Here is a 24749-nt window from a genome sequence, read left to right as displayed (position 1 = left end):
TCAACTGTGGCGGCAGCGGCTCACCCGTCAACGCGTGGCGCTCACCCAGATCCGCTGCCTCGGCGATCCGGCGGCCGGCCTCGGCGGGGGTGATGTGCAGCCGATCAGCCAGCGCGCCGCGCAGCCGGCCCCCGAGTTCTTCCTCAGCCGATTGCTCGTCGAGTTGATTGATCAACGCGTGCTGAGGAACGCGCAACCGCCGCGCCAGCCGCTCCAACTGCTCGAGGAAGGCCAACCGCTCCGGCGTGGTCAGCACGTCAAACGTCAACCCGCACAACCGATCCTGCTCATAGTTGAGCGCGTCGAAGACCTCCACGATCTCCTCACGCGTACTCGAACCCATGCCCCGAATACTATGAGCACCCACCGACAAACCCTGCTCGGCGGTAGCGTGCGGATATGGCAGCAGTGGAATTGCAAGCTCTGGACGACGACATCGCTTGCGTCACCCTCAACCGGCCCCGGTTGTTGAACGCCATCGACGGATCGCTGATCAACGCCATGGACGAAGCGCTGGACACGCTCAGCGGAGGCGACTTCCGGGTGGCGATCCTCACCGGAGCCGGACGCGGCTTCTGCGCCGGCGCCGATTTGAGCGGCACCGGTGAGCCCTGGACGGCAACCAGGGAATCCGCCCCGGCGTTCAAGACCAGCTACGACGCCCAGGTCCGGCTGGCCGATCAGTACCTCCGGCTCTATGAGCTGCCCATCCCAGTGATCGCCGCGGTCAACGGGGTGGCCGTCGGCGGTGGGCTGGCATTCGCACTGCACTGCGACATCCGGATCGCCTCCGAGCAGGCCCGGTTCGGCTCGGTGTTCATCAAGGCCGGCTTCTCCTCGATGGACATGGGCACCAGCTACCTGTTGCCCAAGATCGTCGGCGCTGGGGTGGCCCGCGAACTGATGCTCACCGGACGCATCGTCGACGCCGCCGAGGCCTACCGCATCAAGCTGGTACACGAGGTGGTGGCGCCCGACGATCTCATGGCGGCGGCGCTGGCCAAGGCCCGCGAGATCGCCGACAACAATGCTCTTGGCGTGTGGCAGACCAAGATTGGGCTCAATGCGGCGTTGGATGCGCCCAGCTTGCGGCATGCCATCGAGCTCGAGAACCGCACCCAGATACTCACCGGCTTCACCAACAATCCGGCCGAAGCCGCCCGGGCACACCGGGAGAAGCGGGCCCCGAAGTGGGATCGACTGTAGCGCTTAGCTGCCGACTGCAGCGTTGATGCTGATGTGAAGCTGCTGCACGGTGCGCACCGACACGTTGTCGTAGACCAGCCCATCCGTGTGAACGGCGTAGTCGGGAACGCGGGCCAGGAATTCCTCTAGAGCGACCCGCAATTCGAGGCGGGCCAGGTGCGATCCCAGACAGCGATGGACGCCGCTGCCGAAGGCGAGGTGGTGGAATCGGCCGCGGTCGAAGTCCACCCGTAAGGGGTCGGGATACGCGGTGGGGTCGACGTTGGCTGCGGCCCAGCTGACGTGGATCGCTTCGCCGGCCCGGATCGTCAGTCCGTCACCGAGATCGATGTCGGCGGTGGCGTAGCGGATGCTGCTGGGCGCCGGCGATTCGTAACGCATCAGTTCTTCGATCGCCCGCGGGATCAAGGCGGGATCCTCGGCCAGGCGGCGGCGCTCGTGCGGGTGCTGACCCAACCAGGCCAGCAGACACGACATGGACGCGGTGACGGTGTCCAGGCCGGCGAACATCAGCAGATAGATGATGTTGAGCAGTTCGTCGTCGGTGAGCGGCTGACCGTCGATCCGCGCGCGCAGCAACACCGAGAGAACATCGTCTCCTACCGCGCCTGCGGCACGCCGCCGGCCCAAGAACCCGGTGAAGTAGTCGAAGAGCGCCGACCCGGCGGTGGCCTGGTTGGCCCGGATCTGCTCACGCGTGTTCCCCTGCGGATGCAGCACACCGTCTTTGAATCCGATGAAGAACTCGAGGTCCTCCGCCGGCGCGCCGAGAAACTCCAGAAAAGTCAGGCACGGCAACGGAATACAGTAGGCCTCATACAACTCGGCGGTGGGTTCGCCGGCAAAGCGTTCGACCAGTTCCGCGGCGCGTTTGCGTACCAAGCCCGCCAACCGTGTCATCTGCTTGGGCGCAAACAGCGGATCCAGCAGCCGTCGCCACTTCTTGTGGTCCGCACCGTCAATCTCCAACGGAATCAACGGATTGTCGTTGCCGAAGTTGCCGCCCCGACCGCCGGCGCCCAGCACCGCCGGGTGACGGTTGACCCGCACCAGGTCGTCGCGACGGTACAGCGTGACCACTCCGGGCTGGACGCGTTCGGCCCGCACCTCTTTGGCCTTCTCGTGGTACACGGATTGCGGCCCGGCCATGCTCTTCACCGCTAACGTCAACGGCGCCAACCGGGTAACGAATCGCTCGCTGTCGTCCATTCACACCTCACTCGTAACGGCCCGCTCCTCGGCCATTCGCAACGCCTCGGCAATCAGCGTCTCCACAATCTGCGACTCCGGTACGGTCTTGATCACCTCGCCTTTGACGAAGATCTGTCCCTTGCCATTGCCGGAGGCCACGCCCAGGTCCGCCTCGCGTGCCTCACCCGGACCGTTGACGACACAGCCCATCACGGCGACCCGCAGCGGAACGCCGAGCCCGTCCAGGCCGGCGCTGACCTCGTCGGCCAAGGTGTAGACGTCGACCTGGGCGCGTCCACATGCCGGGCAGGACACGATCTCCAGCGATCGCGGTGCCAGATTGAGCGATTCGAGGATCTGGTTGCCGACCTTGACCTCTTCGATCGGCGGGGCCGACAGCGATACCCGGATGGTGTCGCCGATGCCCTGGGATAGCAAGGCGCCGAACGCGACCGCCGACTTGATGGTGCCCTGGAACGCCGGCCCGGCCTCGGTGACGCCCAGGTGCAGCGGATAGTCACACTGCGCGGCCAGCAGCTGGTACGCGGCCACCATGATCACCGGGTCATGGTGTTTCACGCTGATCTTGATGTCGCCGAAGCCGTGCTGTTCGAACAACGATGCCTCCCACAGCGCGCTTTCCACCAGCGCCTCGGGGGTGGCTGTGCCGTACTTCTGGAGGAATCGCCGGTCCAGCGAGCCGGCGTTGACGCCGATGCGGATCGGGATGCCGGCATCGCCCGCGGCCTTGGCGACTTCTTTCACCCGGCCGTCGAATTGCTTTATGTTGCCGGGGTTTACCCGCACCGCCGCGCATCCGGCGTCGATCGCGGCGAAGATGTACTTCGGCTGGAAATGGATGTCGGCGATGATGGGGATCTGACTCCGCTTGGCGATCTCCGGTAAGGCGTCGGCGTCCTCTTGGCGCGGGCACGCCACCCGGACGATGTCGCAGCCGGCGGCTGTCAGCTCTGCGATCTGCTGCAGTGTGGCGTCCACGTCGTGGGTCTTGGTCGTCGTCATCGATTGCACCGCAACGGGATAGCAGCTGCCAACGCCGACGTTGCCGACCATCAGCTGACGAGTCTCCCGGCGCGCCGCCAGCGTGGCAGTGGGCGCAGTGGGCATCCCAAGAGCGATGGTCACAGTGAATCCAGTTCTAGGCGCATGAGACATGTTGCGCTGATTGCGGATCCAGACAACCCACACTCGGCGAGGATCTGATTGCGACTCGCGTGTGGGATGTATTCCCGCGGCAGGCCCAGGCTGTGGATGCGGGTCTGCGGAGACATGTTCCCGATGTGGTGGTTGAGGTGTGTCCCGATCCCCGCGTCGGCAACTCCGTCCTCCACGCAGACGGCGATGCGGTGTTGGCCGGCAAGCTCGGTGAGTGCCGGGTTGAGCGGCCACACCCAACCCGGGTCGACAACCGTCACGCCGACTCCGGCCTGGTCGAGGCACTCGGCGGCGTCGACGCAGGGTCGCGCCATGGCACCTACCGCGATCAGCAGCACGTCCCGATGGGATGTCTCGTTGCGGTAGAGGATGTCGACGCCGTCGACGTGGCCGATCGCGGGAATGTCCTTGCCTGGCGATCCTTTCGGGTAGCGCAGCGCGGTGGGCGCGGCGTCTGCTATTGCCGCGGCAAGTTGCTGGCGTAGCCGCGCCGCGTCGCGCGGGCACGCGATACGCAATCCGGGCACGTTGGTCAGCAGCGCCAGATCCCACATGCCGTGGTGGCTGGCGCCGTCCGGGCCGGTGATGCCGGCTCTGTCGAGTACCAGCGTGACGGGCAGGCGATGCAGTCCGACGTCGAACAGCAACTGGTCGAACGCTCGGTGCAGGAACGTGGAATACAGTGCGACGACGGGGTGTGCGCCCGCGCTTGCCAGGCCCGCGGCACAGGCCAATAGGTGTTGTTCGGCAATGCCCGAGTCGAATACCCGGTCGGGATACTTGCGTGATAGTGCGCCAAGGCCGGCGGGCAGGCGCATCGCCGCGGTCATCGCGACGATCTCGGGTCGTTCGTCGGCGACGCGGACGAGTTCGGCCTCGAACACTTCGGTCCAGCTTGGCGGACTGGTTGCGGTCGGCCGGCCGGTGGCCACATCGATTACGCCGCAGGCATGCATGCGGTCGTCCTCGTCTGCCTCGGCCGGCGGATACCCGCGTCCCTTGGCGGTGACGGTGTGGACGACGACGGGACTGTCCAGCGCGGCTGCCCGCCGCAATGCCGAGCACGTCGCTGCGATGTCATGTCCGTCGACCGGACCGATATAAGTAAACCCCAAGGCCTCGAACAGATTCGGGCCTACGCTCACGCCGCTGCGAAGCGCCGCCAGGTGCGTGGCGATGGCACCCGTGGTGGGATCGTAGGAGCGGCCGTTGTCATTGAGCACGATGATCGCCGGGCGGGCGGCGCCGCCCAGGTTGTTCAGACCCTCCCACGCGACCCCACCGGTCAGTGCTCCGTCGCCGATGACGCCCACCACGCGGCGATCCCGTCGCCCCTGCAGAGCCAGGGCTTTGGCGATCCCGTCGACCCACGCCAAACTGACTGAAGCGTGCGAGTTTTCGACCCAGTCGTGGGCGGATTCGCTGCGGTTGGGATATCCCGATAGCCCACCGGACTGGCGCAGCGCCGCGAACTGCTCGCTGCGGCCGGTTAGGAGCTTATGCGGGTAAGTCTGGTGACCGGTATCGAACACCACGATGTCGCGCGGTGAGCAGAACACCCGGTGCAAAGCGATGGTCAACTCGACGGTACCCAGTCCGGCACCGAGGTGGCCCCCGGTGCTGGTCACCGTTTCGATCATCCGCTGACGTATCTGCCTGGCCAGCAAGGACAATTGGTCGTCGGCGAAAGCCTGGACATCCTGCGGGCCCCGGATGGTGGAAAGCAGGTCAGTCTGACTGGCGGGCATGGCGAGGGTCACGACATGCGCACCTTTCGCGGCAGGGCGAAGTGCACCGATTCCGTTGTGACCGGGTCGTCGATCACATTGATCGGCCCGCGCGAGCGCAGCGCCTCTACCACCTGCTCAACCAGCCGTGCCGGGGCCGAGGCGCCCGCGGTGATGCCGATCGTCGCCGACGAATCCAGCCAGCTGGAGTCGATATCGTCGGGGCCGTCGATGAGGTACGCCGACGTGCCGCGGCGGCGCGCCAACTCGACCAACCGCTGCGAGTTGGAGGAGTTCTGCGATCCGACCACCAAGAGGACATCGCATTGCCGCACAATGGCTTCCACGGCCTGCTGCCGATTGGTTGTCGCGTAACAGATGTCTTCCGAGGGCGGTTCGCTGAGCCCGGGAAACCGGCTGCGCAGGGCGTCAACGATGTCAGTGGTTTCATCGAGCGCCAGCGTCGTCTGGGTCAGGTAAGACACTTGGGCGTCTTCGGGAAGGTCCAGTGCCGCAACATCGTCGGCGCTCTGCACCAATAGGGTCGACTCCGGCGCAACCCCGAGGGTCCCGTCAACCTCTTCGTGTCCGGCGTGCCCGATCAACAGCACGGTGTCGCCACGTTCGGCAAACCGCGCGGCTTCCGCATGAACCTTCGCGACCAGTGGACAGGTCGCATCCACCACGTCCAGTCCGCGCCGCTTCGCGGCGGCGGCCACCGCGGGGGATACGCCATGAGCGGAGAAGACGACGACGGCACCGGCTGCGGGCGGATCTGGAATCTCATCGAGCTCGTCGACGAAAATCGCTCCGCGCTCGCGCAATTCGGCGACGACGGTACGGTTGTGCACGATCTGCTTGCGCACGTATACCGGCCCGGTGGCGCGGTCGAGTACCCGTTCGACCGTCTCTATCGCCCGCTGCACCCCGGCGCAGAACGAGCGTGGCGACGCCAACAGGACCGTGGTAGCGGTCATCGAGACTCCTGTTGCACCAATGCCTTCAAGCACATGGCGGTGGTTACCGCGCGGCTTCCCCAGATTCGCGCGTGGTTGTCGAGCAGGGGGATGGCTTCCCAGGAGCCGTCCGGGAATTGGGTGTGCCGAAGCAGGGCGGCGTCTTCGGCGTCGGGTGTGCAGTCGGCCGCGGTCATCGCCAGCATCGCCAGGGCCCGATTGAGCGGATCGGGCGCCGGGGCCTGCCGGAGAAAGCGCACCGCACGCTCAACCGCCGACTGGTAGCCGCCCGCGGCAACCAACTGGCGCACAACGACATACGTGCTGTAGGACGTTCCCACGTACCATGCCGCACGCCAAAACCCCATCGGTTGTTGCTGAATCGTCAGCCACTTGGTGGCCAGTTCCAGCAACGGGGTCAACGGCGAGTCGCCCACTTCGTCCTGATAGAGCGTCGCCCCATACAGGAGGTTCGCCACCACTTCCGCATCGCGGCCGCTGTCGTCGCGCCCACGCCCCCATATCTTGTTGACCAGCACCTTGTCTTCCGGATCGGCTGCGAAGAAGGTGCTTATCGGGCCGTCTTCCCACGCATTGCGGGCAGCCAATTGGAAAGCGCCGGTGAGTATTTCAGGCGTCGCGCGCCCCGCTCGCACCAGCACCTGCGTTATCTGGCCGAGGCTGTCTGCGTCGTAGGGCAGTGGCTCGAAACCCGGAAAGTAGCGCCACGATATTTCGTCCCGGCAGCTCAGTAGGTAGTCGACATTGTCGTCGACCATCGGCCGGCATTCCGAATACCCCGCCTCGACGGCATCCTGCAGGGCGTCGGTGATCATCGCCACGTGATACGCCTTGTTCTCGCAAGCGAATGTGGAGAATTTGCGCACCTGATCGTCGGTAAGGCCGAGGTGGCCGGCGGCCAGTTCGACGAACTTCGCCGTCGAGTAGGCACCCATCTTGTGTACCGCGTTCGGATAACCGGTGGCGTGCTGCTCGGCCAAATAGGTGATTGCCCGTTGCATGTGAGTGTTCACTCGTTCTCCAAAGTGTCGGTGCTAGCTGTTGCTTATCGGCGCTAGGTTGGCCGAAGGGCTGCTGCCGACGGGGACGCCCACGTTGACCCGCAACATGGCAATGCCGGTGATCGCCAGCCAGAGATAGAGCAAGAGGTACGGGATCAAACTGACCAGGCTGATGGGCGCGGCCGGCCCGGAGTCGGCGAGCAGAAAGAATTGGGCACCGGCCAGCGGGATGGCCGTCCAAGGTGTGGCATTGGCCAGCCACCGCGGGAACACCGCGCTGCGGCGCATCGCCACGCCGGCGCAGAACAGGGTGATCGCCACGCTGACCAGGGAGCCGATGTAGCCGAACGGAATAAGCAAGTCGCAGGCGAATCGGGTGAACTGCGGTGACAGACCCCGCAGGCCGGCGGTCCAGTAGAGGCCGTTGCCCGCTAGCAGTGCAACGGTCGCCATGGCGGCGGACGGCAGAATGAGGTCGGTGTACAGCGACGGCCGGGTGTCGGTGAGTACCGCTCGTCTTACCCCGGCCACTGCCCACAGCAGCAGCACGAACCCGGCATTTGTCAGGAATATCTGCGCGGCGACTGTGGACTGTTGGCCGGCGAAATAGCTGGTGATCCGCTCGTCGGTCCAAGCCCAGCTTGGATAGGGCTCCAGCGGCGTGCCGGTCAGGAAGTTCACCACGATTCCCGGGACGACCGCCAAAATGCCCGCCCATCCGGCGGTTCGAATATCTCTGGCGGTTGCGACATCACGGATGCCGATGGTCATAGCGCTTCTCCAATCGTGCCGTCAGTTCCATAACGTGGCGACTTATGCCACTCGATGGAGTCGGCGTACCAGCGTTCCTCGCGCTCGAGAAGCGCTGTCACGGCGGCTAATTCGTCCGATGGACCGATCCCGATCCGGGGGAGCTGTTCCTTGAGGCCAAGGTAGGCAAGGGTTTCCCGCTTGATCAGCCCACCGGCCTCGTCAACGGCTTGCTGTAGAACGCACCCGAGGTCCTTCTGTAGGACGAGGGCGAGATTCATGGGGGAGCCTTCCCGTAGCTCTTTTTCCAGCGACAGCAGGTCATTGCTCCACAGCACACAATTGAGCAGCATCGTGCGAAGTTGCCGGACCGCGGGATGATCCAGTGACCGTGCAGCCGCAGGCATCCCGAACAGCAACGGATGCAACACGAGCAACGGAACAGCCATGGAGCTTTGCCGGCGCAACTCCGGATACACCGCCACCGACGGGACACTGCCGGTTTGCAGATGATCGAGCTCCCACATCCGCGCTTGCAGGGATCTGTCGAAGGCAATCCGGAAGCTTTCGGCAACGGCGCGATCGCCTGCGTCGGTGAGGAACCGCTGCACTGGCCGAAGAAGCTGAGCGAGCTGCCCGGCGCGGGGATCCTCGCTGTCGGAGCCCGGCGTATAGCGCTGCCCGCAGCCAGCTTTGGGCTCCGACCACTCGTCCAGAACGGAGAAGATGGCGAAATACCAGGTGGCGGCTTGCAAGCCGGCCGCCGTCGCGTCGGGGTACAGGCGTCCGGCGTAGTCCACCAGATGTATGCCGGAGACGGCTCGCTGCACCAAAGTGCTTGCGCTGCCGAGCAGGGCTGCCGCCACGACCTTCTCGACTTCCGTTGCGGCCGGGTGCCGGGAGTGCGCAAAGGCCGCCGGAAACGGGCAATAGATTTCTGGCAGAGCGAAATCCACGGCAAGGTTCATCAGTGCCTCGGAGTCAGCCAATTTCCTGGCTCGCCTGAGTCATGGTGGGGTGTAAAGGAATTCGGCTTACCGTGCGAGCGGTGGCACGCAGGCGGAGTCCGTGTGGACGCAATGACGCTTCGGCGACCGGGCGGACACGCGTGCCGCCAACGCGCTCCATCCGCCAGTTGGCGGCAATGGTAGCCAGCGCGAGCACCGCCTCGGTGATGCCGAACTGGTCGCCCATGCACCTGCGTGCCCCGCCGCCGAACGGGATGAAGGCGTCACGGCGAATGGCCTTGGCGCGCTCGGGAAGCCAGCGATCGGGGTCGAAGCGTTCCGGATCGGGATAGAGATCAGGTCGATGGTGGATCAGGTATGGGCTGAACATGACCGTCGCGCCGGCCGGGATGCGATGGTCGCCAAGGTGGGTATCGGTGGTGACCAGGCGGCTGATGATCCACCCCGGCGGATAAAGCCGCAGCGTCTCGCTGATGATGCGGTTGACCAACCCCAGGTCGGGCAGATCGCGGTAGGTAGCCGCCCGGCCGGCCAGCACCGCATCGACCTCGGAGTGCAGGCGGCGTTCGATGGCCGGATGCTCGGAGAGCGAATGCAGCGCCCACGCGATGGTTAGCGCGGTGGTTTCGGTGCCCGCAACGAAAAAAGACACCACCTGGTCGACGAGTTCGGCGTCGGTCAGGGCGCCATTGCCGTTGTCGACATCGCGCGCGGTCAGCATCGCTGACAGCAGGTCGCCGCGATCACCGCCTTGGGCACGGCGGCCGGTAATGGCCGAACCGACGGCGTCACGCAGCCGGCTGCGGGCGCGTTGATAGCGGCGGTTGCCGGGGGTGGGCAGCCGATCCAACGGCGGCGGCGTCAGCATCCGCCAGTACAGCACCTCAAAGATCGCGGCGACGTCGTCGAGCGCGTCGCGTAGTACCGTGGCCGGCAGGCTATCGGAAAACATTGTGGCGAGCAGGGTTTGGCTGGTGATCGTCATCATTTCGGCGGTCACGTCGATGATCTGGCCGTCGCGCCAGCTGCCGAGGACCGCATCTACCTGGGTGACCATGGTTTCGGCGTAGCCGGGCAGCCGCTGCGAGTGGAAGGCCGGTTGCAGTAGGCGGCGCTGTCGCCGATGCCGGCTGCGCGGGCAGGTGCCGATGCCGTCGCCGAGCAGCTCGCGAAACCTGTCGAAGAAGATGCCACCCTTGTCGAAAGTGCGGTCATCGCACAGGACTTCGTGGGTGTATTCGGCGGTGCACGGGACCATGGCAGCGATGGGGCCGAGCCGAATCCGCACCACGTCGCCCTGAGCGGGCAGGGAGGACAAGAACGACAACGGGTTACGCAGCAACGGCAGGGTGTGGCCGAGTAGCGGCAACGCTCGCGGCGCAGTGGGAATCGGGGACGCCCCAGTCATTGCATTTCCCCCTACTTGTCGCGACCGGTCACCAGCTGCGCCAACGCAACGAGCTCACCAGATCTCATCGACTCGGGCAGCGCAGTCAGTGCGGCATTCATTCGCTCGTCGGCGTAGCGGTGCGCGGCCTGTTTGCCGCCGGCGGCCTCCACAAGTTCGGCCGCATGAAGAATCTCGGGGGTGCTCATCGCATGGTCGGACTGATAGAGCTTCGCCAGTTCGGCTGCTGACTGGCCGTCGGAGTTGAGCGCCACGACTATCGGCAGCGTCGCCTTACGCCGGGCCAAGTCATTGCCGACCGGCTTTCCCGTCGCTGCGGGATCACCCCAGATCCCGATCAAATCGTCGACGATCTGAAACGCCAGGCCGAGTTCGTAACCGAATCGCTCCATCGCGGCTACCGTTGCCGCGTCCGCGTCCGCGCCGGCGCTCAGCGCGCCCAATGCGCAGGCGCATCCCATCAACACGGCGGTCTTCCCAGCCGCCATGCGCAGGTAGTCCGGAACCGTTATGTTCGTGCTCCGCTCGAACGCGCAGTCTTTCTGCTGGCCCACGCACAGGTCGAGGCAGGTCTGCTCGAGTCGCGCGATCGCGTCGACGGCCACAGTGTCGCTGAGCGATTCGGTCAGGATCCGCATTGCCAGGGCATGCAGCGCATCGCCGAGGAGGATCGCGTTGTTGACTCCCCACACGCGCCACACGGTTGCTCTGCCTCTGCGAGTGGAGTCACCGTCCATGACGTCGTCGTGCAGCAAGGTGAAGTTGTGAATCAGCTCGACCGCCGCCGCTGCGGGCACAGCGTCAGCGGCATTTCCGCACGCGCGTGCCACGCCGAATACCAGCGCCGCCCGAATCGACTTTCCCGGCGCACCTGGCACCTCACACCTATTGGCATCCCACCAGCCGAAGTGATATCCGCCCATCGTGGCCAACGGTTCGGGCAGCGACCCAATTGCCTTCCGCAGCAACGGATCGCATTCGATTCGAGCCCGTCTCAGAACGGCAGATCCAGCCTGAGACGCCTCGGTTAGCTGCGTTGTCTCAACTGACATCCACATGCGCCATCCGATACCCCCTGCCCTGGTCCCGCTTCATCGCGGTGACATGCCAAGAGATGGTTGCGCTTGGTGGACTGGCCGGGATCAGTCAGATGACTCAATCGTGCCGTGTGCAGCATCGAAGGCCTTGAGAGCGTCATGCAATCCGGCGCGTCTGGTGACACCCAACTTCGGGAACAGGCGGTAAAGGTGCGCACCGACGGTGCGCGAGGAGAGACTGAGCTGCCTGGCGATCTCTTTGTTGGTCAGGCCTTTGGCGGCCAATTCGGCGATGCGCCGTTCCTGTGCGCTGAGCGGAGCGGGGCCCCCCGCGGCCGAGTGATGCACGGTGGCGCCTGCCGCGCGAAGTTCATTCCGGGCCCGCTGGGCCCACGGTTCTGCGCCCAGACCGGCGAAGATCTCCGCCGCGGCAGCCAGCGCGACGCGAGCGCCGGTGACCTGGCGCGACCGGCGCAAGCGCATGCCGTAGGCCAGCCGAACGCGGGCGTGCTCGAACGGGAACGAACGGATTCCGGGGTGGCGCAATACCTCCTCGAACAGTGCGGGAGCCAGCTCGTCCGAGGCGCACATGGCCGCCGCTGCACGAGTCGCGATAGCCAGCCGCGGCGAGGCGTCAGCAAACTGAAGGCGTTCGGCCGCCTGCACATGCCGGTGCGCCTCGTCCAGCCGGTCCGTGTGAACGGCGGCTTCGACCAGATCGAAGAGGGTGCGGGGGGCGTGCAGTGAATAAGGCGGGAATTCGCCGGGTGCGGTGATCGTGGTGGCCTGCAGGTAGGCCGACTCGTAATTGCCTTCTCCTAGGCTGCACAGGACCCCGATCTGCTGGGCATTGCCCATCAGGAAGCCCACCCTTCTCGGCTCGGCCCATACCCTTACCTCCGCGGCAAGCTCGCCGGCCCGCGCGACATCGCCCTGGCAAGCCGCCAGCAACCCCAGATAACTTTTGAATTGGCAGTCGAACAACTCGTATTTATGCCGGCTGCACAACGCCATTCCGCGCTGTCCCGAACGCTGCGCCTCGGCCCACTGACCGCTGGCCGTTTGGTGGACCATTACCAGCGCGAGCGTCGCGAGTGCGATAGTGGCTGCGCCACCATACATTTCGCGTTCCACGACCCGGTCCAGTGCTGGACGGAAATCATCGATCACGTCGACGTAGTAGCCCGCCAGGGCCAGCCGCATCAGATCCCACGGCTGCAGTTCCGGCAGCCGATTCAATTGCGCGTTCAGTCGTGGTCGCACGCTGTGGCTGCGGCGGGCCGCGTCGGCCCAGGCGTCGCGGTAGATCAGGGTCAGTTCGCCCAGCCTGTCGACGAGTGAGTCCACGATGCCATCGGTGATACCCCACTGAACGGGATCGCCGCCGAACATGTTTGCCGCGAGCAGCAAATTGACCATGCGAGAAAGGGTTTCGGCGTCCAGGTCATCGGATGATCGCAACCGTTCGGCAAGGCGCCGATGCGTCGCGGCCACGTCGCCGTAGCGATACAGCGAGATGAACGACGAGGTCAGCACGGCCGCACCGGAGGCGCGCGCACCCAGATCCACCTCAGCGAGCAGGTGCTCGGCGTCGTCGAGTTGCGCGGCTTGCAACGCGACAAATGCCGCGTAGGCCAACAGGTCTTCGCGCCGCCGCAGTTCCTCGCACATTTCGGCGGCGCGCCTGAACAATCCGATCGCCTGCCGCGCACCGCCGCGCCGGATCGTCAGTTCGGCCGCCTTGGCGAGGGTATCGGCGACGGCCTGATCGGGACCGACGGTGGCGTCGGCGAGATGCGCGGCGCGGCGAACGACATCATCGGGATAGAGGTCGGCTAGCAGGGCGTGCGCGGCCCGGCGGTGTTCAGCGATCGAGGCCTGGATTACCGCGGCACGTACCAGCGGATGCCTGAACACCATTTCACCGCGGTTGTCGACCGTCAGGATGCCGTACTCGACAGCGGCCTCCACGCCCCGCATTACGTAGCGGGTTCGCAGCGGGGCCGCCGCCACACCGGCGGTAGCGGCACCGTCAAGGGCACCGCGCAGCAGCTCGGCCCGCGCGGTCTCGTCGAGGCTTTTGAGCCGGTGGCCGAAGATGGCGACCAGGCGTTGGGTCAGCGGCAACGGTGTGTCAGGGGTCCACGCGTTCTCCAGTGCACACCGGGAAAGTTCGGCCAGCGCCAGCGGATTGCCGGCGGCCTGCTCCAGCACCGCATCACGTGCCGTTGGACCCAAGTCGATTCCGAGTTCGTCCAGAAAACTCGCGGAGTGCTCGGCGCCGAACGGACCCAGCATCAGCTGTGGCCATCCGCCGTCGGCCAGCGGGTTGGGTACCTCGTTGCGGCATGCGCCGATCAACCGAACCGCTGCCACATCCAGCCGTCGGCCCGCCATGCCGATCACCCGCGCGCTGACATCATCGAACCAATGCGCGTCATCGATGACCACCAGTAGCGGCTCCGCGTCACCCGCTGCCGTCAACAGGCTCAGCAAAGCGAACGTCAACCCACTCACCGAGGGCGCCCTGTCGCATGACGCGCCCAACACGGTTTGCAATGTGCGCTGATCCTCCGCCCCGAGGCCGCCGATGAAGTCGCGCAGCGGATAGACGAGCTGGCTCAGGCCGGCGAGCACGAAGGACGCCTCGGCTTCGACGCCGCTGCAGCGCAACAGCCGCCAGCCCCGCGCGGCCGCTCTGTCCGACAGCTCCTGGACCAACATCGACTTACCTACCCCGGCGTCGCCGCGGAGCAACAGGCCACCAGGGGAGCCGGTGTCGTCGAGGAATGACTCCAGCGCCAGTAGCTCATCCACCCGGTCGATCAGCTTTTCGCCACCGGGCTGTGGTTCCCTCGAAAAAGTGGACACGGCTAGCTTGCTTCCGTGATCCAGTGCTGCGTAGGCCTGGGTGCAGCAGCGCAATTGCCAACTGCCACAAAGGATTCCGATTTCAACCGGTGCCTCGCCTCCAGTGGCGCCGCCCCTGGGGTGGCGGCCGCGCCTTCGCCGCGGATCGCACACAGATACATATCGATCTTCCCGCTGCTCAGATCGGTGATTCCGGATCCTTCACCCGTGTCGATCCAGCCTTCGATCAAAGCGGCAGCGGCCCCTCTCCTCCCGATACTCGGTGCCAGCTCCCATCGCCTCCAGGCGGCGCACAACCGCGCTCCGCCATCGGCGCAGCACACTCTTCACCAATGGCGCTAGGGGCGAACGTGCGTCAAATCACTTTTACAGCAGATTCACAGGCGATGACTAGCGCTCGTGTAGAAAATACAACGATTTGCCGTGCGATTAGCGGGACGGCCGGGGGACAGGGCACGTGGGTTCGGCGTCCCAAAACGGGCCGGCCGACGGTGTTGAGTCAAATGACTCAATTGTGTTGGGTGCTGCGTCGAGACCCTTAAAACGGCGGCATTGTCGTGTTAGCGTCGGCGCCCATGACCTCACCGGTCGCCGAAGTGTCAGAAGAACTTTGGGAAGCCATCCCGGGCGAATCTTGCTCGCGGAGAACCGAAACGACCCAGAAATGACCCTGAAATGACGGTCGCGACTCCATCCACGCTGAGCACGCCCCCGGTGGCCCCGGGGCGGCTGCCGGGCCTGGGACATCTGGGCGCGCTGGCCCGTGACCCTCTGGGATATCTGGCACGGCTTCGCTCGGTGGCCGATGTCGTCACCGTTTACCTGGGTCCACGCCCGGTTTATCTGGTCACCTCGCACGACCTGGTGCGCGACATGATGGTGGGCCAATCCGAGCAGTTCACCCGCGGAGCGGTATTCGAGCGCGCCGGCAAAGCCCTTGGGCACGGGCTGCTCGTCTCCGACGGCGAACTCCACCGCCGTCAACGACGGCTGCTCCAGCCCGCTTTCCACCAACGGCAGATCGCCCGCTACACAGCGGTCATGGCGGAGGCCGCCGAGACTCTGTCGCGAACGTGGCGTCCAGGCAAGCCGATCGAAGTGACCCACGAAATACACACCATGGCACTGGCGGTGGTGTGCCGGGGCCTCTTCCAGACCGACCTCGGCCACTCCGCGGTCTCCCGAGTCGAACGGGCGCTGACCGGAATCAACCAAGGGGTGATCTGGCAGACGCTCTACCCGTTCGACTGGCTCACCCGGTTGCCCATTCCGGTCAATCGCCGCTTCCAGTCCGCGATCACCGATGTCCGTGCGCTGGTCGGGGATCTCATAACTGCGTATCGCACCGCCGGCGAAGGTGGCGACAGTGTGCTGGCCATGCTGCTACAAGCCCGTGATGCCGACACCGGCCAGCCCATGGATGACGACCAAGTGCGAGACGAGGTGCTCACGCTCCTGCTCGCCGCGACCGAGACGTCTTCCACCACACTGTCTTGGCTGTTCTACGAGCTGGACCGGCACCCCGAGATCGAGCGCGCGGTAGCCCGCGAACTCGACGACAAGCTGGCCGGGGGGTCCATCACCTACGACAACCTGGGCAACCTCGAGCTCGTCAAGCGGGTTGTCAACGAGACTCTGCGGCTGCACACGCCGAACTCGATCCTGACTCGTCGAGCCGTCCGGGAGGTTGGACTCGGACAGTTCCGGATTCCGGCCGGCGCCGAGGTTGGCTTCAGCCCCACCGCAATTCACCGAGACCCAAGGGTGTATGACGACCCCCTCGCCTTCGAACCGGACCGCTGGGCGCCGGAGAACACGGCGCACTTGCCGCGACACATGTTCATTCCCTTCGGGATTGGCAAACACAAGTGCATCGGCGACTCGTTCGCTATCACCGAAATGCATGTCACGGCCGCCACCGTGTTGCGCGACTGGCGGCTGTCGCTTGAGCCGGGTGCCCGCGTTCGGGAACGGCCCTGGGCGATCGTGCAACCTCACGGCCTGCGGATGACTCCATCGCATCGACGGGCGGCCTTGTAGCTCAATACAATTCGCGACACTCGCCGCATCGCCTGCTGACCAACGAAAGCGCACTCAATGTCGACCTGCACAACCATCCGTTCCGCACCCAAGGCGTTCCTGAACATCGCCGGCGAACGACGCGACACCGGCAGCGGCGGTGGCTACGAACACGTGAATCCGGCAACCGGGTTGGTGGACGCCACCATTCCACTGGCGGGGCCCGGCGAGGTCGACCAAGCGGTGCGTGCCGCGGACAAGGCCTTCGGCGGCTGGCGACGGACCAAGCCCGCCCAGCGCCGGGCGATCCTCACACACTTCGCGGACCTCATCGAAGAGCATGCGGCGGAATTCGCCACGCTGGGAGTGCTCGACAACGGGACCCCGATCACCACCGCCGCCGCCTCGCCGGCGATCGCGGCGGAATGGACCAGGTACTACGCGGGCTGGGCGGACAAGATCGAGGGACACACGACCGCGTCGTTCACCGCGGACGGCGAGCTCGGTCTGACCCTGCGCCAGCCCTATGGCGTGATCGGGGTCGTCGTCACCTGGAACAGCCCGCTGATCTCGTTGGCGATGAAGGTACCCGCGGCACTCGCGGCCGGAAATACGGTGGTGGTCAAGCCATCTGAGTTGAGCCCGTTCTGCTGCGACCTCTACGCCGAGCTGGCCAAGCGCGCCGGCCTGCCCGACGGCGTGCTTTCCGTTGTGCCCGGCGACGCCGCCGCGGGCGCCACCCTGGTCAGCCATCCGTTGGTGGCGAAAGTGAGTTTTACCGGAGGGTCGGCGACCGCGCGACGGATTCTCACCGAGTGTGCGGCGACCATGAAGCCGGCGGTGCTCGAACTCGGTGGCAAGTCGGCGAACATCGTCTTCGGGGATGCCGATCTGGACTCGGTGTGCCTGCACGGCACGTTCATGTCGATCGGCCTCTTGAGCGGCCAGGGTTGCGCGTTTCCCACCCGCATGCTCGTCGAGGATTCGATTTATGACGAGGTGTGCCAGCGGGTGGCGCACATTGCCGCGAGCCTTGCGGTGGGCGACCCGTTCGACCCGGAGGTGGCCTCGGGACCGTTGATCACCAACGCCGCACTGGAGCGCGTGCACGGCATGGTCGAGCGGGCCGAGGCAGCGGGTGCGCGGCTGCTCACCGGTGGACATCGGCTCGCGGGTGGCCTGGCCGACGGCTTCTTCTACGCGCCAACCGTTTTCGCCGACGTCGACCCCGTGTCCGAGCTGGCGCAGCAGGAGGTGTTCGGGCCGGTGCTGACGATCATGCCGTTCCGGGACGAGCACGAGGCGGTTTCGATCGCCAACAACACCCACTACGGACTGTCGGGCTACATCCAGACCCGCGACCTGAACCGCGCACTGCGGGTGGCCGAGGAGATGCAGACCGGCGAGGTGCTGATCAACGGCGGGTCCAACGTTGCGGTGTGGCGGCCATTCGGTGGCTTCGCCATGAGCGGACAGGGCAAGGAGGGTGGCCGCGCCGGCATCGAGGAGTTCCTGCAACTCAAGGGTGTCGGCGTTGGAACGAGCGCTGCCCTGCCGTTCGGCTGAACACAGTGCGATCGATACCTCAGGTCAAGGAGGACGGGATGAGTGGATTGGCAGGGCGCGTCGCCTTCATTTCCGGTGTTGCGCGCGGGCAGGGGCGAGCACACGCCGTCCGTCTCGCCCGAGATGGGGCCGACATCATCGGGTTCGACATCTGCCAGGACATCGCGACGATGGACTACCCGAACGCCAGCGAGGAGGACCTCGCCACCACCATCAAGATGGTCGAGGCCCAGGGCCGCCGCATGGTCGGCCGCAAGGCCGACGTACGGGACTACGGGCAGGTCGCCGAGGTATTTCAAGAGGGATTCGCCGACTTCGGCAGGGTGGACATCGTCATCGCCAACGCCGGGATCGTCCGCTACGACCCGGAGGAGGATTTCATCTCGGAGTGGAAGGACGTCATCGACGTCAATCTCACCGGTCCCTTCCAAACGGTTCGGGCGGCGCTGCCCTCGATGATCGAGGGCGGCCGCGGCGGCTCCATTGTGCTCACCAGTTCTACCGGCGGACTGAAGGGCAGCGCGACGCACGACGCGGCAATGCAGGCTTACGTCGCGGCCAAGCGCGGGCTCGTCGGCTACATGCAGACCATGGCTAATGACCTTGCCCCGCACTGGATTCGGGTCAACACGATTCACCCCACCGGGGTGCTCAGCGGCATGACCGACAACGAGGCGCTGCCGCGGGCAGCGGCGCGCAGTCCCGAAGGCATCGCCGCGATGCAGAATGCGTTGCCCATCGAGATCCTGCAGCCCGAAGACATCGCTAACGCGGTGGCGTTCCTGGTTTCCGACCAGGCGCGTTTCATCACCGGTGTGCAATGGCCCCTCGATGCCGGCTTCTCCATCCGCTAGCGGCTGCGCCTTGGAAGGAACGCCCGTGCACAAAGATGACATGATCCTGATCAGCGTCGACGACCACACCATCGAGCCGCCGGACATGTTCGAAAACCACTTGCCGGCAAGGTATTCGGCCGACGCTCCCCGGCTGGTGCGCAATCCGGACGGTTCGGACGTGTGGAAGTTCCGGGACCGGGTGATTCCGAATCCTGCGCTGAACGCGGTAGCCGGCCGGCCCAAGGCGGAATTCGGGCTGGAGCCGCAGGGCCTGGATGAGATCCGGCCCGGCTGCTACCAGGTTGACGAACGGATCAAAGACATGAACGCCGGCGGCGTCCTGGCTTCGATTTGCTTTCCCTCCTTCCCGGGTTTCGCCGGGCGGCTGTTTGCCACCGAAGATTCCGATTTCTCCCTGGCACTGGTTCAGGCCTACAACGACTGGCACATCGATGAGTGGTGCGGGGCCTACCCCGCGCGGTTCATCCCGATGGCGTTGCCGGTGCTGTGGGATGCCCAGGCATGTGCGGCGGAGGTGCGACGGGTTTCGAAGAAGGGTGTGCACGCGCTGACGTTCACCGAGAACCCGGCGACGATGGGTTATCCGAGCTTCCATGACGACTACTGGAATCCGCTGTGGAAAGCGTTGTGCGACACCAGCACCGTGATGAACGTGCACTTCGGGTCGTCCGGCAAGTTGGTGACGACGGCACCCGACGCGCCGATAGACGTGTTGATGACCCTGGGCCCGATGAATGTCATTCAGGCGGCCGCGGATCTGTTGTGGTCCAAGCCGATCAAGCAGTATCCGGACCTGAAGATCGCGTTGTCCGAGGGTGGCACGGGATGGGTCCCGTACTTCCTGGAGCGCGCCGACCGCACCTACGAGATGCATTCCACCTGGACCCGTCAGGACTTCGGTGGCAAGGTCCCGTCGGAGGTGTTCCGCGAACACTTCTTGACTTGCTTCATCAGCGACCCGGTGGGCATCCGGCTACGCAACATGATCGGCATCGACAACATCGCCTGGGAGGCCGACTACCCGCACAGCGATTCGATGTGGCCGGGCGCTCCCGAGGAACTCTGGGATGTGCTGTCGCTCAACGAGGTTCCCGGCAGCGAGATCGACAAGATCACTCACCAGAACGCGATGCGCTGGTACTCATTCGACCCGTTCACCCGAATCCCGCGCGAGCAGGCGACGGTTGGAGCCTTGCGCAAGGCCGCCGAGGGCCACGACGTTTCGGTTCGGGCGCTCAGCCGGCACGAGGCGGGGCAGCGGACCGGCATCCTGGTCGAACCCTGACCGCTCTGCGTGCTGGCGGGGTCACATCACGGTGAAGCCGGCGTCGACGGGCAGGCTGACGCCGGTGACGTACCGTGCTTTGTCACCGGCCAGCCACACCACCGCATTGGTCACGTCCCGGGCTTCGATGAGTGAGACGGGTAGCAGGTTGGTGGAGACCTTGGCTGCCGTCGGACTGCCCTGGAAGGACTGGGCGGCGTAGTCGTTGGTGACCATCGGCGTGGCTACGCCGGTGGGATGTACCGAGTTGACCCGGATATGGTGCTGCGCGTAGGCATTCGCGGCGGAGCGCATCAGCCCCACGACGCCGTGCTTGGACGCCGCGTAGGCGAACATCGCCGCGGAGCCGTCACCGCCGCGGCCCACCAGACCCTGTGTCGAGCCGGTCAAGATGATCGAGCCGCCCCGGCCCTTGCGGATGATCGACGGCACCGTCGCGGCGATGGTGTTCCACACCCCGAACAGGTTGACTTCGACGACGTCGCGGTACACCTGCTCGTCGTACGGGTCGGTCATTCCTACGCCCACCACACCGGCATTGGCCACCACCACGTCGATGTCGCCGAGTTCGGCGGTACCCAACTGCACGCACTCCCGTAGGTCGCACAGCTGGCGCACGTCGGCCAGATACGTGGCGGCCCGCCGCCCGGTGTCGCGCACGAGTTGTGCGGTCTCCTCGAGTTCTTCCTTGGTCGCCAACGGATATGGAATCGATTCGATGTCCGCGGCGATGTCGATGGCGATGATATCGGCGCCCTCGCCTGCCAGCGCGACCGCGTGGCTTCGGCCCTGCCCGCGCGCAGCTCCGGTAATCAACGCGACCTTGTTCGTCAACTCTGCCATCGCCGTCCTCATCTCAATTCGCTCACTTGATCAAGGACTATGTCTCGCTTGATGATTCGTTTGATCAGTCAAATGACTCAATTGTTGGATGTGCGGCATCGCAGGCCTTAAAAACGCGTCGCCGCCCTGTTAGCGTCGCACTCATGAGCCCATCGGTTGCCCAACTGTCAGAAGAACTCGGGGAAGCCTTCCGCGTGTCGACGATGGATGATCCCTACTCGGTGCTCGCCCATCACCGGCGCGAGACGCCGGTGATGAAGGGCGACATCATGGTTGAGCTCGGTGTGCCGTCCTTCATCGGTGACCGCGCGGACGAGACGTACACAGCGTTTCGCTACGACGACATCATGACCGTCCTGCGCGATTCGGAAACCTTCTCGAGCAGCATCTGGGAAGTCTCCCAAGGCGCTTTGATCGGGCGATCGATCCTGGCGCTGGACGGTGCCGAGCATCGCCAGTGGCGCGGCTACCTGCAATCGGTTTTCGGCGGCAAGCTCCTGAATGCCTGGGACGAGAACACTTTTCGGCCGCTGGCCGCAAAGCTCGTGGCGGAGATGGCTCCCAAGCGCGGTGCCGACTTGATCGAGGTGGCTCTGGCATACCCGTTACGGGCGACGTATGAAATCCTGGGCCTGCCGGACCATGAAGACAGTTACGAAGAATTCGAGATCGACGGCCTGAGCATCCTGCTGGCCGGGTGGTCCACCCCAGATCCGGTGCAAGCAGCGCAGGTTCAGCGCAGGTTCGAGCGGGCGGTCGAGGCGTCGCAGCGGCAGTGGGATCGGCTGCTGCGGGTCGTGCAGCGCGCGCGGGCGGCCGGCGCGTCGCGAAACGACCTTGTCAGTTCCCTCATCCGGGCCGAGTATGAGGGCGGCGTTCTCGACGACGAGCAGATCACGTCGTTCATGCGGGCCCTGCTGCTGGCGGCGACGGATAACACCTCCCGTCAGTTCTTGAACACGTTGACGCTGCTGCTGCAACGGCCGGACGAGCTGGAACGCATCCACCGGGATCGCAGCCGCCTGCAGTTGGCGCTCGTCGAGGGCGAGCGCCTCGAATCGCCCGCCGTCTTCTTGCCGCGCATCACCACCCGCGAGGTTGTTCTCCGAGGCACCAAGCTCGCTGCCGGAACGCCGCTGCTGGTGGCCATCGGGGCGGCCAACCGGGACCCTGAGGCTTATCCGCCCGATCCCGACGAGTTCCGCATCGGGCGCACGGGACCACACCACGTCAGCTTCGGTTTCGGCCCGCACATCTGCACGGGCATCAACACCACTCGCCGCCAGATCACGGCACTGATCGAGGCGATGCTGGACAACCTGCCCAATTTGCGCTGCGACCCCGATGCACCGGCGCCGTTGATCACCGGCATGCACTTCCGCAGGCCGTCGGCACTTCCGGTGGTATGGGACTAGTCAGCCAAGCGCCTATGGCAGCAGAACTCGAAGGCAAGACCGCGATTGTCACCGGCGCATGCGGTGGCATCGGACTCGAGACGTCGCGGGTGTTTGCGCACGCGGGCGCGCACGTGGTCTTGGCGGACCTGCCCGAGACCGACCTCGCCGGCGCGGCGGCCGCCGTCGGCGCGGGGGCCGTGCACCACGCCGTCGACCTCACCGACGAAGCATCGGTGCGAGCCCTAATCGGCTTCACCGTAGACACGTTCGGTCGCCTCGATGTCGTGGACAATAACGCCGCGCACGCCGACGTCGCCGACGCGCTGGTCACCGAGATGACCGTCGACATGTGGGACCAGACCTTCGCGGTCAACGCCCGCGGCACGATGCTCATGTGCAAGCATGCGATTCCCCGGCTCATCAGCTCGGGCGGAGGCGCCATCGTCAACATCTCTTCGGCAACCGCCCACGCCGCCTACGACATGTCCACCGCATACGCCTGCACCAAGGCCGCTATCGAAACCCTGACCCGTTATGTGGCAACGCAATACGGACGCGACGGGATCCGCTGCAACGCGATCGCTCCCGGTCTGGTGCGCACCCCGAAGCTTCAGGTGGGCCTGCCGCAGCCGATCGTCGAGATTTTCACCGCCCACCACCTTGGCGGTCGTATCGGCGAACCGCGTGACATCGCCGAACTGGTGTGTTTCCTGGCCTCGGAGCGGGCGGCGCTCATCACCGGACAGGTGATCGCCGCCGACAGCGGCCTGCTCGCGCACCTGCCGGCCATGCCCCAAATCAGAGCGCTTCTCGACGAAAACACCTGTACCGCTTAGACTTTGGACATCACTTTGTCGGCGTACTTCTCCAGGTTGCGGATTTTGCGCTCCAGGGGCTCGGTGTCGGGTCCCTTGATGTAGGGCCAGCGAAAGCCCACGATGACGTCGGTGACGCCGTTGTCCTCCAGTCGTTTGATGCCGTCGACGGTGTAGCTGTCCATCGAGATCACATGGATCTCGAACGGGTCCGCCTTACCCTCTTCGGCACGAAACTGCTTGACGCGCTTGATGAGTCGGTCGAGCTCCTCGGGGTCACTGCCGCCGCCGTGCATCCAGCCGTCCAGCCGCGCCGCGCGCCGCAGCGCCGCGTCGGCGTGGCCGCCGACCAGAATCGGGATCGGCTGGGTAGGCGCCGGCGACATCTTGGTCTTGGGAATGTCGTAGAACTCGCCGTGGAACTCGAAGTACTCACCGGTGGTGAGGCCCTGGACGATCTCGATGCACTCGTCGATTCGCTTGCCGCGCTTGGCGAATGGAATGCTCATCAGCTCGTAGTCCTCGGGCCATGGGCTGGTGCCCACCCCGAGGCCCACCCGGTTGCCGATCAGCGCGGCCAGCGATCCCACCTGCTTGGCCACCAGCGCCGGCGGCCGGACGGGCAGCTTGAGCACAAAGAAGTTGAACCGCAGCGTCGTCGTCACCGCGCCCAATGCCGCTGTCAGAACGAAGGTTTCGACGATCTCCTTGCCGTCCAGAAACTCGCGGTTGCCGTCGGGGGTGTACGGATATTTCGAATCCGACTCGAAGGGGTAGGCGAGGCTGTCGGCGATCGTCATGCTGTGATACCCGGCCGCTTCGGCCGCCTTGGCCAGCGGGAGGTAGAAGGCCGGGTCGGTCAGTGATTCCGCGTAGCTGAACCGCACGTCAAAGCTGATTTTCCGGGCCGATGACCGCCCAGACCGTTTTGCCCGACGAGGTGGGCGTGCTACCCCACGCCCGCGACAGCGCGTCGACGATCGCGAGGCCGGACACGTCAATGCCCTTCGGGGGTGAGGCCAGCCGCACCGCCGGCGCCCCACTGCCGTCGGACACCGCGATCGTGGCGGTCGGGCCGTCGCACTCGACCCGCACCACCGGGTCGTTGCCGGTGTGTTCCAGGACGTTTTCGATGAACACGTTGACCACGACCAACCCCACCGGAATCAGCCGCGGCTTCGACCAGGCGGTAAGCCACTCGCGCACCAGCCGGCGCGACTCGCGCAGGCTGGTCAGGTTGGCCGGCAGTTGGGCTTGGGCATGGCGGAAGTTGCGGCGCGCGAGCTTGGCAAGGCCCTTGCTGGCCCCTTTCACGGTCGGATACACCGGCATGAAGCGGGTGACGCCGCTGCGGGTCATCGCCTCGCGGGCCGCGCGGTTACCGCAGACCAGAACGATCGGCACGTCGGGTCGGGTGTCAGCCTGCCAGCGCGCGCTGATGAAAACCGTCCAGCCGGCGTCGTCGGCAACCTGAAGCCCGGTCACGTCGATGACGACGGCCGACGGCTCGTCGAGGGTGGCTTTCATGACGGTGTCGCGTAGTTCGGCGGAATTGTTGGCGTCCAGCACTCCGTCGGCTGTCAGGAAGACGACCGACTCCTCAGTTCTGGCCGCAATGGCTAACGAGTTCGAGGACTTGGCTACCGCGTTCACTG

At 65.4% G+C, this 24749-nt stretch carries 21 protein-coding genes; 7 read left to right on the top strand and 14 right to left on the bottom strand.

The features are described from left to right. Positions 1-343 (bottom strand): DUF222 domain-containing protein (locus BST12_RS22060; protein ID WP_139801834.1); only part of this gene is annotated, 343 nt, incomplete at its 3' end. Positions 344-399: 56 nt separating this feature from the next. On the opposite strand from BST12_RS22060, the gene BST12_RS22055 reads away from it, so the two are divergent. Then, positions 400-1206, top strand: a complete 807-nt coding sequence (locus BST12_RS22055; protein ID WP_083115390.1) for an enoyl-CoA hydratase/isomerase family protein — start codon at positions 400-402, stop codon at positions 1204-1206. A gap of 3 nt (positions 1207-1209) precedes the next feature. Here the strand turns inward: BST12_RS22055 and BST12_RS22050 are convergent, their stop codons facing one another. From BST12_RS22050 to BST12_RS22005, 10 genes are all read right to left on the bottom strand, one after another. Beyond that, positions 1210-2415, bottom strand: a complete 1206-nt coding sequence (locus BST12_RS22050) for a cytochrome P450 (protein WP_083115389.1) — start codon at positions 2413-2415, stop codon at positions 1210-1212. After that, positions 2416-3543, bottom strand: coding sequence for a flavodoxin-dependent (E)-4-hydroxy-3-methylbut-2-enyl-diphosphate synthase (gene ispG / locus BST12_RS22045; RefSeq protein ID WP_139801833.1), 1128 nt, complete (start codon positions 3541-3543; stop codon positions 2416-2418). Further along, positions 3540-5321 carry a 1-deoxy-D-xylulose-5-phosphate synthase gene (locus BST12_RS22040; RefSeq protein WP_083115394.1) on the bottom strand — a complete coding sequence of 594 codons (1782 nt, stop codon included), beginning with the start codon at positions 5319-5321 and terminating at the stop codon, positions 3540-3542. Before BST12_RS22040 ends, ispG begins: the two co-directional genes overlap by 4 nt. Positions 5322-5329: 8 nt before the next feature. Then, complete coding sequence (gene ispH / locus BST12_RS22035; RefSeq protein WP_083115388.1) at positions 5330-6277, bottom strand: 4-hydroxy-3-methylbut-2-enyl diphosphate reductase; 948 nt, start codon at positions 6275-6277, stop codon at positions 5330-5332. Next, a complete protein-coding gene (locus BST12_RS22030; protein WP_083115387.1) occupies positions 6274-7290 on the bottom strand; it encodes a hypothetical protein in 1017 nt (338 codons plus the stop codon). Before BST12_RS22030 ends, ispH begins: the two co-directional genes overlap by 4 nt. A gap of 21 nt (positions 7291-7311) precedes the next feature. Then, positions 7312-8049, bottom strand: a complete 738-nt coding sequence (locus BST12_RS32175; protein ID WP_083115386.1) for a hypothetical protein — start codon at positions 8047-8049, stop codon at positions 7312-7314. Beyond that, positions 8046-8984: a terpene synthase family protein gene (locus BST12_RS22020; RefSeq protein ID WP_245850480.1), complete on the bottom strand. Its 939-nt coding sequence runs from the start codon at positions 8982-8984 to the stop codon at positions 8046-8048. Before BST12_RS22020 ends, BST12_RS32175 begins: the two co-directional genes overlap by 4 nt. Positions 8985-9009: 25 nt before the next feature. Continuing rightward, positions 9010-10404, bottom strand: a complete 1395-nt coding sequence (locus BST12_RS22015) for a cytochrome P450 (RefSeq protein WP_083115384.1) — start codon at positions 10402-10404, stop codon at positions 9010-9012. An 11-nt stretch (positions 10405-10415) separates the two neighbouring features. Then, positions 10416-11456, bottom strand: coding sequence for a geranylgeranyl diphosphate synthase IdsB (gene idsB / locus BST12_RS22010; protein ID WP_083115393.1), 1041 nt, complete (start codon positions 11454-11456; stop codon positions 10416-10418). Between the two features lie 90 nt (positions 11457-11546). Beyond that, a complete protein-coding gene (locus tag BST12_RS22005) occupies positions 11547-14312 on the bottom strand; it encodes an AAA family ATPase (protein WP_083115392.1) in 2766 nt (921 codons plus the stop codon). A gap of 675 nt (positions 14313-14987) precedes the next feature. Between BST12_RS22005 and BST12_RS22000 the strand changes: the two genes are divergently transcribed. The 4 genes from BST12_RS22000 to BST12_RS21985 are packed head-to-tail and all read left to right on the top strand — an operon-like array spanning position 14988 to position 20039. Then, on the top strand, positions 14988-16352 hold the full coding sequence (locus tag BST12_RS22000; protein ID WP_083115383.1) for a cytochrome P450: 1365 nt from the start codon (positions 14988-14990) through the stop codon (positions 16350-16352). Positions 16353-16409: 57 nt separating this feature from the next. Next, the gene (locus tag BST12_RS21995; protein ID WP_083115382.1) at positions 16410-17897 is read left to right on the top strand and encodes an aldehyde dehydrogenase family protein; all 1488 of its coding nucleotides are present in this window, start codon (positions 16410-16412) and stop codon (positions 17895-17897) included. A gap of 38 nt (positions 17898-17935) precedes the next feature. Next, entirely contained in the window at positions 17936-18751 is an 816-nt protein-coding gene (locus tag BST12_RS21990) for a mycofactocin-coupled SDR family oxidoreductase (protein ID WP_083115381.1), read from the top strand. A 25-nt stretch (positions 18752-18776) separates the two neighbouring features. Continuing rightward, positions 18777-20039: an amidohydrolase family protein gene (locus tag BST12_RS21985; RefSeq protein WP_245850478.1), complete on the top strand. Its 1263-nt coding sequence runs from the start codon at positions 18777-18779 to the stop codon at positions 20037-20039. 21 nt (positions 20040-20060) lie between these two features. On the opposite strand, the gene BST12_RS21980 is transcribed toward BST12_RS21985, so the two are convergent. Next, positions 20061-20882, bottom strand: a complete 822-nt coding sequence (locus tag BST12_RS21980) for a mycofactocin-coupled SDR family oxidoreductase (protein ID WP_083115379.1) — start codon at positions 20880-20882, stop codon at positions 20061-20063. A gap of 143 nt (positions 20883-21025) precedes the next feature. Between BST12_RS21980 and BST12_RS21975 the strand changes: the two genes are divergently transcribed. Together BST12_RS21975 and BST12_RS21970 are read left to right on the top strand one after the other, a co-directional pair. Beyond that, positions 21026-22297, top strand: a complete 1272-nt coding sequence (locus BST12_RS21975) for a cytochrome P450 (protein ID WP_083115378.1) — start codon at positions 21026-21028, stop codon at positions 22295-22297. Positions 22298-22311: 14 nt separating this feature from the next. Then, positions 22312-23115: an SDR family NAD(P)-dependent oxidoreductase gene (locus tag BST12_RS21970; RefSeq protein ID WP_083115377.1), complete on the top strand. Its 804-nt coding sequence runs from the start codon at positions 22312-22314 to the stop codon at positions 23113-23115. Here the strand turns inward: BST12_RS21970 and BST12_RS21965 are convergent. After that, positions 23112-23981 (bottom strand): LLM class flavin-dependent oxidoreductase, encoded by an 870-nt coding sequence (locus BST12_RS21965; protein ID WP_083115376.1) that lies wholly within the window; start codon positions 23979-23981, stop codon positions 23112-23114. The genes BST12_RS21970 and BST12_RS21965 overlap by 4 nt on opposite strands. 1 nt (position 23982) lies before the next feature. After that, positions 23983-24747 carry an STAS domain-containing protein gene (locus tag BST12_RS21960; RefSeq protein ID WP_083115375.1) on the bottom strand — a complete coding sequence of 255 codons (765 nt, stop codon included), beginning with the start codon at positions 24745-24747 and terminating at the stop codon, positions 23983-23985. Between the last annotated feature and the right edge of the window lie 2 nt (positions 24748-24749).

The sequence above is a fragment of the Mycobacterium angelicum genome (genome assembly GCF_002086155.1).
Taxonomy (GTDB): domain Bacteria; phylum Actinomycetota; class Actinomycetes; order Mycobacteriales; family Mycobacteriaceae; genus Mycobacterium; species Mycobacterium angelicum.
Note: the sequence above shows the minus strand (reverse complement) of the source record. Positions and strands in the feature narration are given on the sequence as shown.

Excerpts from the sequence above, each read along its gene's own strand:
- BST12_RS22055 (WP_083115390.1), top strand. The coding sequence starts at position 400 with ATGGCAGCAGTGGAATTGCAAGCTCTGGACGACGACATCGCTTGCGTC.
- BST12_RS22050 (WP_083115389.1), bottom strand. The coding sequence starts at position 2,415 with ATGGACGACAGCGAGCGATTCGTTACCCGGTTGGCGCCGTTGACGTTA.
- BST12_RS22040 (WP_083115394.1), bottom strand. The coding sequence starts at position 5,321 with ATGCCCGCCAGTCAGACTGACCTGCTTTCCACCATCCGGGGCCCGCAG.
- ispH (WP_083115388.1), bottom strand. The coding sequence starts at position 6,277 with ATGACCGCTACCACGGTCCTGTTGGCGTCGCCACGCTCGTTCTGCGCC.
- BST12_RS32175 (WP_083115386.1), bottom strand. The coding sequence starts at position 8,049 with ATGACCATCGGCATCCGTGATGTCGCAACCGCCAGAGATATTCGAACC.
- BST12_RS22015 (WP_083115384.1), bottom strand. The coding sequence starts at position 10,404 with ATGACTGGGGCGTCCCCGATTCCCACTGCGCCGCGAGCGTTGCCGCTA.
- idsB (WP_083115393.1), bottom strand. The coding sequence starts at position 11,456 with ATGTCAGTTGAGACAACGCAGCTAACCGAGGCGTCTCAGGCTGGATCT.
- BST12_RS22000 (WP_083115383.1), top strand. The coding sequence starts at position 14,988 with ATGACGGTCGCGACTCCATCCACGCTGAGCACGCCCCCGGTGGCCCCG.
- BST12_RS21995 (WP_083115382.1), top strand. The coding sequence starts at position 16,410 with ATGTCGACCTGCACAACCATCCGTTCCGCACCCAAGGCGTTCCTGAAC.
- BST12_RS21990 (WP_083115381.1), top strand. The coding sequence starts at position 17,936 with ATGAGTGGATTGGCAGGGCGCGTCGCCTTCATTTCCGGTGTTGCGCGC.
- BST12_RS21980 (WP_083115379.1), bottom strand. The coding sequence starts at position 20,882 with ATGGCAGAGTTGACGAACAAGGTCGCGTTGATTACCGGAGCTGCGCGC.
- BST12_RS21975 (WP_083115378.1), top strand. The coding sequence starts at position 21,026 with ATGAGCCCATCGGTTGCCCAACTGTCAGAAGAACTCGGGGAAGCCTTC.
- BST12_RS21970 (WP_083115377.1), top strand. The coding sequence starts at position 22,312 with ATGGCAGCAGAACTCGAAGGCAAGACCGCGATTGTCACCGGCGCATGC.